The organism is Mesorhizobium sp. M7A.F.Ca.CA.004.04.2.1 (assembly GCF_004022825.1).
Lineage (GTDB): Bacteria > Pseudomonadota > Alphaproteobacteria > Rhizobiales > Rhizobiaceae > Mesorhizobium.
In genome coordinates this window covers 1-10243 of the sequence record NZ_RZPH01000099.1, presented here as the reverse complement: position 1 = coordinate 10243, position 10243 = coordinate 1, and the positions used below count along the sequence as shown (strand labels likewise).

Annotated in this window: 8 protein-coding genes and 1 pseudogene; 5 read left to right on the top strand and 4 right to left on the bottom strand. The window is 64.4% G+C overall.

Annotated elements, in window-relative coordinates:
- A partial coding sequence (locus tag EN893_RS07105) for an FAD-binding oxidoreductase (protein WP_164900745.1) occupies nt 1-619 on the top strand: 619 nt, incomplete at its 5' end.
- An 8-nt stretch (nt 620-627) separates the two neighbouring features.
- On the opposite strand, the gene EN893_RS07100 is transcribed toward EN893_RS07105, so the two are convergent.
- The 4 genes from EN893_RS07100 to EN893_RS07085 are packed head-to-tail and all read right to left on the bottom strand — an operon-like array spanning nt 628 to nt 4959.
- A complete protein-coding gene (locus tag EN893_RS07100; protein ID WP_127267839.1) occupies nt 628-1284 on the bottom strand; it encodes a GntR family transcriptional regulator in 657 nt (218 codons plus the stop codon).
- 13 nt (nt 1285-1297) lie between these two features.
- Nucleotides 1298-2608, bottom strand: coding sequence for an aspartate aminotransferase family protein (locus EN893_RS07095; protein WP_164748645.1), 1311 nt, complete (start codon nt 2606-2608; stop codon nt 1298-1300).
- Nucleotides 2609-3667 (bottom strand): phosphotransferase, encoded by a 1059-nt coding sequence (locus EN893_RS07090; protein ID WP_127267840.1) that lies wholly within the window; start codon nt 3665-3667, stop codon nt 2609-2611.
- Entirely contained in the window at nt 3664-4959 is a 1296-nt protein-coding gene (locus tag EN893_RS07085) for an ArgE/DapE family deacylase (protein ID WP_164748646.1), read from the bottom strand. The genes EN893_RS07090 and EN893_RS07085 overlap by 4 nt, the downstream gene beginning before the upstream one ends.
- Before the next feature lie 169 nt (nt 4960-5128).
- Here EN893_RS07085 and EN893_RS07080 point away from each other — a divergent pair, with 169 nt between their 5' ends.
- The 4 genes and pseudogenes from EN893_RS07080 to EN893_RS07065 all read left to right on the top strand — a co-directional run.
- A complete protein-coding gene (locus EN893_RS07080) occupies nt 5129-5827 on the top strand; it encodes a GNAT family N-acetyltransferase (protein WP_127267842.1) in 699 nt (232 codons plus the stop codon).
- The gene (locus EN893_RS07075; RefSeq protein WP_127267843.1) at nt 5828-8554 is read left to right on the top strand and encodes a LuxR C-terminal-related transcriptional regulator; all 2727 of its coding nucleotides are present in this window, start codon (nt 5828-5830) and stop codon (nt 8552-8554) included.
- Nucleotides 8555-8638: 84 nt separating this feature from the next.
- Nucleotides 8639-9760, top strand: a complete 1122-nt coding sequence (locus EN893_RS07070) for a class II histone deacetylase (protein WP_127267844.1) — start codon at nt 8639-8641, stop codon at nt 9758-9760.
- A gap of 4 nt (nt 9761-9764) precedes the next feature.
- Nucleotides 9765-10243, top strand: a pseudogene (locus EN893_RS07065) (branched-chain amino acid ABC transporter permease); the annotation flags it as partial.

Here is a 10243-nt window from a genome sequence, read left to right as displayed (position 1 = left end):
ATCTGGCTCAGTACGCGCCGGCAAGGTGCTGATCGCCACCAACGCCTATGGCTGGTCCCTCAATCCGTCATTGCAGCGAACCTATTTCCCGCTGAAAGTCTTCCAGATCGCGACAGCGCCATTGCCCCGTGAAGTACGCAGCCGGTTGCTTCCCGGCGGGCAAGGCGTCGGTGACACCAGACGCAATCTGTTCACCTTCCGCTTCGACGCCGAAAACCGGCTGATCAGCGGCGGCATGAACATCCTTGGCGCTGGTGCCGACACGCGCGTACCGCAGACGATTTGGCGAAGGCTTGGTCGGCATCTCGGTCTGCCCGACCTGCCGCCGCTTGCCTACAGCTGGTCGGGAATGGCAGCGGTTGAACCGGATTTCCTGCCGCACCTGATCGACCTCGGTCCGGGCCTGATCGCCGGACGCGCCTGCAACGGCCGCGGCATCGCGATGACCACGGCGATGGGCAAGGTGCTGGCGGACTGGGCCTCTGGAACCGAGGCCCGCGACCTGCCGCTGCCCTTTGCGTCGCCGGCGCCAATCCCGTTCCATGCCTTGCTGCGGCACGCGCCCAACATGCTGCTCGGCTGGAGCATGCTGCGCGACCGGCTGGACGGGACGAGCTAGGCCGACGGCTACCTGGCAGCGTCAAGGTTTGCCGACAGCACGGCGGCCGCCATCGCGATGTCCTCTTCTATGAAGACCCGCACAGTGGGGCCGCTGCGCTGCTCCAGTGCGGCGACGATCTTGCGATGCGCGTCGTTGGAGTGCGGGATGTAGCGATCGGCCTGCATCAGCAGCTTGAGATAAGGCCCAACCCGCCCCCAGAGGTCGCGGATCATGTTCAAAAGGATCGGCGCGCCGGCATGCTGGTAGATGGCGAAGTGGAACGCCTCGTTCAACGAGAGATAGGCCCTGGCGTCGCTGGCCTCGATGGCACGCTGCATGCCGGCGAGCGTCGCCTGTATGTCAGCCAGTCCGCTTTCGCTCATCCTGGTCGCCGCCATCTCGCCCGCCAGTCCCTCGACGGCGATACGGATGCGCGTCAGTTCCTCGAAGGCAGGCGCGGACAGCAACGGCACGATGACCGAGCGGTTGTTCTGCATCTCGAGCAGTCGCTCGGCGACAAGCCGCTGCAGCGCCTCGCGGATTGGCGTGGTCGAGATGCCGAACGTCTCGGCGAGCTTGCGTATAACCAGCGTCTGCCCCGGGCTGAAGCCGCCTGAAATCAACTCCTGCTTGAGCGCGCCATAAGCGCGGTCATTCAGGGTTTGATGTTCGAGCTTCAGCATGCGATCGGCCCGATCACCAGTTCGACAGCGCGCGATCGAGCGTCTCGGCCAGTTGCTCGGCATTGTCCCTGGCAAACGGCAGTGGCGGCCTGATCTTCAGCACATTGCCGCGCGGACCGCAGGACGAGATCAGCACGCCGTCCTCGCGCATGGCTTCGACGACCGCCGATGTCTTGGTGGCGGCCAGCGCCTCGTCACCGTCCGCCGTCAGCTCGACACCGAAATAAAGGCCGTTGTGCCTGATATCGGCGACCGCGCCACGCCGGCTCTGCAGGGCGCGCAGCAGCTCAGCCGTATAGGCGCCGACATTGCGCGCATTCTCGATCAGTCCTTCACCTTCGATCACCTCCAGAACGGCGAGGCCGACGGCGGCAGCGACCGGATTGCCGCCAAAAGTGTTGAAGTAACCGGTGTTCGAGCCGAAGGAGGCGACAAGTTGCGGCCGCACCAGCACGGCACCCATCGGGTGCCCATCGCCGATCGGCTTGCCCATCGTGATGATGTCGGGCTCGATTCCATAATTGGCGAAACCCCACATTCCCTGGCCAAGCCGGCCGAAGCCGGACTGGACTTCATCGGCGATGATGATGCCGCCGGCCTTTTTGATGTGATCCGCCGCTTCGCGCATCACCGCCGCATCCGGAAAGAAAATACCGTCGCTGGAAAAGGCCGAGTCGAGAAGCAGCGCTGCCGGCCGGATATTCTTTGCGCGCATATCTTCGATGGCGGCCGCGACATTTCTGGCGAAATCATGCGCGGCCCGGCCATGGTCGCGGAACGTGTCCGGCGCTGTCACGGTGCGGTGCTGCGCGGGCACGCCCTTTGCCCCGACCGCCGCCGGCGACAGCTGCGCCGTCGCGATGGTGGCGCCGTGATAGGCAAAGTCGGTGATGATCACCCCGGTGCCGCCGCTGGAATGCTGGGCGATGCGGATGGCGAGGTCGTTGGCCTCGCTGCCGGTGCAGGTGAACATGGCATGACCGAGGTGGGCCGGCACGGTGCCGAGAAGTTTCTCCGCGTAGTCGAGGATGATCTCGCTGAGATAGCGTGTGTGGGTGTTGAGCGTGGCGGCCTGCGCCGACAGCGCCTCGACGACACGCGGATGGCAGTGTCCGACCGAGGCGACGTTGTTATAGGCGTCGAGGAATCTGCGACCCTGGGCATCGTAGAGCCACACACCGCTGCCACGCACCAGATGGATCGGGTTGCGGTAGAAGGCGCGGTAAGTCGGCCCGAGCAGCCTGGCGCGGCGCTCGAGCAGCGCGCGCTCCGATGCAGCCGCGTCGGCATTTGAAGGATATGGCGAGGACTGGGACACGAGCATTTACTCCGGATTGGAATTGTCGAGAAAATAGCGGCGGGCATCGGTGGATGACAGACCATCCAGCTTTTCAAGCGAGGCCCAGACCTCGGTGGCGAGGCGCAGCACATAGTCGCGCTTGGCCGGGAAGCGCTCGGCCTGCCAACTGGCGATGTTGACGATGAGCGCAAGGCGGGCACGGATCAGATTGAAGAGAATGCTGATCTCTTCCTCCTCGAGCGGCTGCACGGACTGATAGCCGGCGACGAAGCGCGCGGCCGGCGCCAGCGGATGGCCTTGCGCCGGCCAGCGATAGACGGCGCCGATGGCGAGGTCGCAGATCAGCGGCGAATGGATCATGTCGCCGAAATCGAGGATGCCGCTGACGACCTCCGGCCGCGACGCGTCCATCACCACATTGTAGGAGTTCATGTCGTTGTGGACGATCTGCGCGCGCAGGGTCGGGATGACCGGCGCCGCATGCTGCTCGAAGGAGTCGATCGCGCGCTCGACCATCGCCCGCCGGCCAACGTCACTGATATGCGCCATCATCGGCCGCGTCTTGGCGACCTTACGGATATCCCAGAGCAGGTCGCTGCCGGCGGCCGGGTGGAAGAAACCGCGCAGCGCCCGGCCAAGGCGGGCGAGGAAGACGCCGAGATTGCGATCCTGCGCATCGGAAGTCGGCGAGCGCGACAGCAGCTGACCGGGCAGATAAGTCACCAGCCGGATGATGCGCGGCGCCGATCCACCAACACTGGCCGCAAATTGCGGCTCGCCTTCAAGGCTTTTGCGCACCGAGGGAACCGGCAAGATGGGGTCGACTGCAAGGATGTGGTCGAGCGCCTTGTTCTGGAAATCGGTGAAGCCGGCCTCTTCCGCCGGATGGGAGATCTTTAGAACGAACTCACGCTCGCCGTCGGCCTGGATGTGGAAATTGTGGTCGCGTTCGCCAGGCAGCGGACGCGCGGTGCCGGTCAGCCCATAGTACCGGCGCAGGATGGCGAGCGCTTCGGCCGCCGAAACATCAGGCGCGTCCTCGGCGAGTGTTTCGCCGAATGCATCGGGGACAGCCGAATTCATGGCTTAGCCTCGATAGGTTCGAGCCCGCACCAGTCGGCGATGAACAGCGCGATGGTCTGGGTGACCTTGCGCACCGAGTCGAGATCGACGGCCTCGTCATAGCCATGCGGCATGCGGCAGATCGGGCCATAGACGATCGCCGGCGTGTCGGCATAGAGGCCGAAGAAGCGTGCATCCGTCGTCGCCGAGGTGACGTGTTCCGTCAGCGGCTCGCCCCAGACGGCGGTATGGCTGCGGCGCAGCACGGATTCCATCTCGTCGGCACCCTCCAGCACATAGCCTTCGGCCATGAAGCCGTTGTAGGTGAGGCTCGGCGGACGATTGGCCAGGAACGGATCGGCACGCGCCGCTTCGGCGATACAGGCCTCGAGCTCGGCTCTCGCGTCTTCGAGCCTCTGGCCGGGATAGGTGGCGACGCGCATCTCGAAGACACATCGCGCCGGAACGCTCGATGTCCATTCGCCCCCTTCGATCTTGCCGAGATTGAAGCGGATCGGGTGCGGGTGATCACGGAAATGCTTGTCGTCGACCTTGCGCGCATTCCAGACGATTTCGAGTTGCTTCAGCGCCTGGATGATGACAAATGCCTTTTCGATGGCATTGGCCCCGGCCGAAAATGCACCCGACGCATGCTGCGGGTCGCCGTCGACCTCGACCCGGAACCAGATCGGCCCGACCTGCGCCCGCATCAGCCTCGGCTCCAGCGGTTCGGGAATGAAGGCGGCGTCGGCGCGGTAGCCGCGCTGCACGCAGGCAAGCGCGCCATTGCCGGTGCATTCTTCCTCGACCACCGACTGCAGGTAAACGTTCGCGGCCGGCTGATAGCCAAGGCTGCGCAAGGCGGTCAGCGCATAGAGACAGGCGGACAGGCCGGCTTTCATGTCGCCGGCGCCGCGGCCATGCATCCAGCCGTCCTCGATCACCGGGTCGTAGGGATCGCGCACCCAGCGGTCGAGCGGTCCGGTCGGAACGACATCGATATGGCCGTTGAGGATCAGCGAGCGGCCGGTCGCGTTTCGCGGCGTATGCGTGGCAACGACATTGAAGGCGTCGTCATAAGAAACTGCCACGGGTGAAAAACCCGGCAGGTCGCGAATCGCATCGACATCGACGCGCCACATGTCGACGGCATAGCCGTCAGCCTCAAAGGCAGCCGCCATGAACGATTGTGCGGCATGTTCCTCGCCACGCTGCGAAGGAAAACGCACGAGGTCTTGCAGAAACGCTACCTGCCGCGCGAAGCCGTCATCGACCGCGCTCAGAATGGCCTCGTCCGCAATCCGCTCAGGCATCATATTTCACTTTCTTCTGAATGGTGTATCATATCTCATATGCCATTCCTGTGAAATGCAAGAGGCATACGCGCCAAACTTTCAGTCCAGGGTTTGCCGTTCGATGCTGCCATGGTCTTGGGGAGTTGGCATCGGATGCAGCAAGCCGATACTGCTATCTCTGGAAGACATGACGGGGAATGCGTTGATCACCGAAGACACGATGCAGGCCGAAATCACCGATCTCGCCATCGGCTACCATCGCCTGCCGGCGGGCAAGCTTGCCAATGCGGTGACGTGGATGGAGGCGCGCTCTCCGCAGCCCGATCTCGCGCACCCCTTGGCCATGACACGGATCACGACGCCCGACTGCGCTTCCTATCGGGCGATCTTCCTCGAGATCGGCGCGCCCTGGCTTTGGGACCGTGTTTCCGAAATGTCCGATGCCGAAATCACCTCGCATTTCGCCGACCCGCGCCAGCATCTCTACTACGGCCATGACGAGACCGGCGCCCATCTCGGTATGGTCGAATTCTTCGTCGCCGACAGCAGCGAGATCGAGATCATCTATTTTGGCCTGTTCCCGTCCCTGACCGGCAGGGGTTTCGGCAAACGGCTGATGGCCGGGGCACTGGACCTCGCATGGTGTCTCAACCCGAGCCGCATCTGGCTGCATACAAGCAGCTTCGATCATCACAGTGTCATCGGGTTCTACAGTGCCTGCGGGTTCGTGCCCTTCGCGACCGGATTTGAGATCGTCGACGATCCCCGGATCAAGGGAACCTTGCCGCGCGATGCCGCACCGCAGATTCCGCTGATCGAAACGGAGTGGAGCAATGGCAAGGGAGCCGCGCTTTCCCCGGAAAAGCGACAAGTTGCGCGGACCTAGATGAGAACAGCCCCGCAATCCGTCAGCCAAGCGTCGCCGCACCATCGCCGATGGGTTCGCCGCGAGACCATCCTGTCGACGCTGGAGCGCCATATCGACACGCGCATCGTGCTGTTCGCCGCGCCCGCCGGCTTTGGTAAATCGACGACGATGGCGCAATGGGCCGCGGAAGTCGCGCGCCACGGTCGGCTGACCGCTTGGCTGTCTTGCGAAGCGACGGACAATGACGAGGGCGCCTTCCTGTCGCATCTGGTGGGCGCGCTGCGCCAACTGGTCCAGAGTCCGGCGGAACTCGATCTTGCCTTCCAGTCGAGCCCGATCCCCCAGCTCGATGTCGTGCTCTCGGCACTTGTGGCGGGTCTGGCGGCGCGCCAGGCCGACATCACCCTGTTCTTCGACGATTACCACGCCGTCGAGGCGCCGGCGGTGAAGCGGTTCATGGAGCGTCTGACCCGGCAGGCGCCGGCAAACGTCGCCTTCGTCATCGGCTCGCGCAGCCTGCCCGACCTGCAGCTCGGCAAGCTCCGGGTGCTTGGCGACGTCTTCGAAATCGGCCCGGACGATCTGCGCTTCGCCTCGTCAGAAGCGGAAGCCTTCTTCAACGACAAGCTGGGCTTGAGCGTCAGCAGCGGTGCGGTGGAAACCCTGTGCTCGCGCACCGAAGGATGGGCCGCCGGCCTGCAACTGGCCTCGCTGTCGCTGAGTGCCGCACATGCACCCGAAACCGTCATCGGCAACTTCACCGGCGCCAACCGAAACGTCGCCGACTTCCTGATGGGCGAAGTGTTCCTGGAACTGCCGCCGGCAATCGCAAAATTCCTGCTCTACAGTTCGATCTTCGAACGCTTCAGTGCCGAGGCCTGCCGAGCGGTGATGCGGGCGGCCGATGCCGAGGCGGCGATTACCGAGATCGAGACGCGCAACCTGTTCCTGGTGCCGCTCGACGAAGAACGGCGCTGGTTCCGCTACCATCATCTGTTCCGCGATTTCCTCAGCCGAGAAATGGAGCGGCGCGAACCGGAGATGATCGCGCCGCTGCATCTGGCGGCCGCCGAATGGTTCGGCGAGCGCAAGATGCTGACAGAGGCGATCGGGCACGCGTTGGCCGCCGGCGACCAGGCCCGCGCGGCGGTGTTCGTCGAGAACAATGCGCTCGACCTCATCGCCCAGTGCCAGCTCCTCTATGTGCGTCAGTTGCTTGCGCTGCTGCCGAGGACGCTGATTGACCAGCGCATCCGGCTGCAACTCGTCGTGCTGTGGCTGGCGGTGCACAGCAGCCAACCCGAGATTGCGCAGCAGACGCTTAGCAACGCGCGCAAGCTGGTCGAGGCCGGACCGGCCGACGGCAGTGACCCGGGCACCATGACCGGCACGACGATAAAGGCCGAGCTCGTGGTCCTCGCCGCTGCCGTGCACAGCACGCTGGAGCAGTTCGATCAGGCGCGCGACACAGCCCTTGCGGCCCTGCGCGTCATCGCGCCCGATGCCTGGTTCATGGAGGGCGCGACCGCCAACGTCATAGGCTACAACCTCTATGCGCTGGGCGACCTCGAAGGTGCCCGCGCCGCCATCGACGCGGCACGACGGGCGCACGAGCGAAGCGGCAGCCTGCTCGGCGTCACCATCGCCAATTGCTACATGGCCGTGATCGAGCGTTCGGCGGGCCGCCTGCCCGCCGCAGAGCGGCTGCTGCGCAACGCCATCATCGAAGCCAGGGCGCGGATCGGTGCAAACTCCTATGCCGAAGCCCTAGCCGGAACGCTGCTTGCCGAACTCGCCTACGAGACCAATGCGTCGGGCGAGGCGTTGACGCTGGTCGAGAATCTCGGACCGCAGATCGAAGGCGCGGCGGTCATCGTCTATCCCCTGGCCAGCGTGCCGACCTATGCCCGCGTGCTGCAGCTGACGGGCCGCACCGAAGCGGCATTGGATATGCTGGAGCGCGTCTATCAACGCGTGCGCGGCACGGTGTATCGCCGCCTGGCATCGATGATCGTGCATGACCGCATACGCGTGCTGCTCGACCAGAGCCGCAATGCTGAGGCGCGCGCGCTGCTGACCGAGCATCGCGGCGAAGGGACCGAGGCTTCGATGGCCATCACCACAGCCAACGAGTTCGAGTTCTTCGCCGAAGGCCGCCTGCTGACGGCCGAGAAATCCTATGCCGCGGCCGCCCGAATTTTCGACGAATTGTTGGTGCGAACGAAAAGCAGCGGGCGCATGCGCCGCCATATCCTCGCGCTGATCCTGCGCGCCAAGGCAGTCAGCGCCACCCATGACCAACGCGTGGCGGACCGTTATCTTCTCGAAGCACTTCGTCTTGCTCAGCCGTCAGGCTTCATCCGTTCCTTCGTCGACGAGGGAAGGCCTGTTATCGACGGGTTGATGCGGCTGCGTGCGGCCCAGGCAAAGACCGATCCAGCACTGTCAGCCTATGCCACGCGCATCATCGACGCCGCGCAGACAATGCCTGCCGCGACTCGCAAGCTGGCCGCACCAGCCGCTGAGAAGGAACAGCTCACCCAGCGCGAGGCCGAACTGCTGCGCTATCTCACTGAGGGCATGTCCAATCGCGATATCGCCTTGGCGCTGTCGGTGAGCGAAACCACGGTGAAATGGCACCTGAAGAACATTTTCGGCAAGCTTGCGGTATCCAACCGGGTGCAGGCGGTGCGCGCCGCGCAAGGGTCAGCAGGCGCCCATCCCCCTCCGAAGGGAGGGGTATAGAATAACGGGCACAACCCCTCTTTCGGGTCGGGCCACATGATCGTCAGCCTGCTAGCGTCACCTGGTTTTCGGAGGACGCTGCGGATGGCGACAGGCTACGTTTTTCACGAACAGCTGATGTGGCACGACACCGGCCCCAGCGCCGACATGATGCCGCCCGGCCGTTTCGTGGAACCCGGCCGCCATCTGGAATCGCCCGGCTCGAAGCGCCGGCTGAACAACCTCATCCAGGTCAGTGGCCTGTCGCGTCATCTGGTGCCGATCATCCCAGAGCCAGTCTCGATCGAGGACCTGCTGCGCGTGCACACGCAACGCCATGTCGACGATATCCGCATGCTGAGCGAACGTGGCTCCGGTTTCGCCGGACCACAGGCGCCGATCGGTCTCAACAGCTTCGACATCGCGCTGCTGTCTGCCGGCACCACCTATGCCGCCATGCGCGCGGTGCTGACCGGCCGCGTCGACAATGCCTATGCGTTGGCGCGGCCGCCGGGGCATCATGCCGAACCCGACCAGGCGATGGGCAACTGCCTGTTCTCCAACATCGGCGTTGCTGTCCGCCGGCTGCAGCATGAAGGTTTGCTCGGGCGCGCGGCGATAGTCGACTGGGATGTGCACCACGGCAACGGCACCGAGACGGTGTTCTATTCCGACCCGTCGGTGCTGACCATTTCCGTGCATCAGGACAATCTCTACCCGACCGGGCGCGGTGCGCTGGCCGACAACGGGAAAGATGCCGGCAAAGGCTACAACATGAACATACCTCTGCCGGGGGGCAGCGGCACCGGCGCCTATGAAGCGGCTTTCGACCGCGTCATCGCACCTGCGCTGCGCGCCTACAGACCGGACCTCGTCATCGTCGCTTCCGGCTTCGATGCGTCAGGCTTTGATCCGCTCGGCCGCATGATGCTCAACAGCGAATGCTTCAGGCGGCTCGCCGCGCGCATGGTGGCGCTGGCCGCCGAGACCTCGCAAGGGCGTCTGATCATGACCCATGAGGGCGGCTACTCCGAAGGTTATGTGCCGTTCTGCGGCCATGCCGTCATCGAGACGCTGGCCAATCACCGTACCGAAGTGGTCGATCCGCTGTCGGACCATATCGACGAGTGGGCTGGGCAGGATCTGCAGCCACACCAGGCTGCTGCGATCGATGCCGCAGAGGGGCTGCTCGCCGGCCTGCGCCAACGTCTCGCAAGCGCGGCCTGACGCGATGGATTTTCTCATCACCACGCTGCTCAACGCGCTGACGCTGATCAGCATCCTGATGCTGGTCGGGCTCGGGCTGGCGATCAGCTTCGGGCTGATGAACGTGACCAATTTGGCGCATGGCGAGTTCGTCACCGTCGGTGCTTTCGCGGTCTATTTCGTCCAGAGCATGGGCGGCTCGTTCTGGCTGGGCCTGGCCGCCGCGCCCATCGCCGGCGCGGTGGTCGGCTGTATCCTCGAATTCGCCATCATCCGCCATCTCTATTCCAGGCCTGTCTCGACCGTGCTCGCCACCTGGGGCGTCAGCCTGATCCTGCAGCAAGGGCTGGAACTGACCTTCGGCCTCGGCGCCAAGCCGGTGACGCCGCCGATCGAGGGCACGCTCGATCTCGTCTTCACCGTCTATCCGGCCTACCGGCTGATCCTGATCGGCATCGCCATGCTGACCTTGCTCGGCGTCATCCTGCTGATCAGCCGGACGCC

What these genes read in the sequence shown, in the direction of transcription:
- EN893_RS07095 (WP_164748645.1), bottom strand. Translation starts at nt 2,608, where the DNA reads ATGCTCGTGTCCCAGTCCTCGCCATATCCTTCAAATGCCGACGCGGCT.
- EN893_RS07080 (WP_127267842.1), top strand. Translation starts at nt 5,129, where the DNA reads ATGACGGGGAATGCGTTGATCACCGAAGACACGATGCAGGCCGAAATC.
- EN893_RS07100 (WP_127267839.1), bottom strand. Translation starts at nt 1,284, where the DNA reads ATGCTGAAGCTCGAACATCAAACCCTGAATGACCGCGCTTATGGCGCG.
- EN893_RS07085 (WP_164748646.1), bottom strand. Translation starts at nt 4,959, where the DNA reads ATGCCTGAGCGGATTGCGGACGAGGCCATTCTGAGCGCGGTCGATGAC.
- EN893_RS07075 (WP_127267843.1), top strand. Translation starts at nt 5,828, where the DNA reads ATGAGAACAGCCCCGCAATCCGTCAGCCAAGCGTCGCCGCACCATCGC.
- EN893_RS07090 (WP_127267840.1), bottom strand. Translation starts at nt 3,667, where the DNA reads ATGAATTCGGCTGTCCCCGATGCATTCGGCGAAACACTCGCCGAGGAC.
- EN893_RS07070 (WP_127267844.1), top strand. Translation starts at nt 8,639, where the DNA reads ATGGCGACAGGCTACGTTTTTCACGAACAGCTGATGTGGCACGACACC.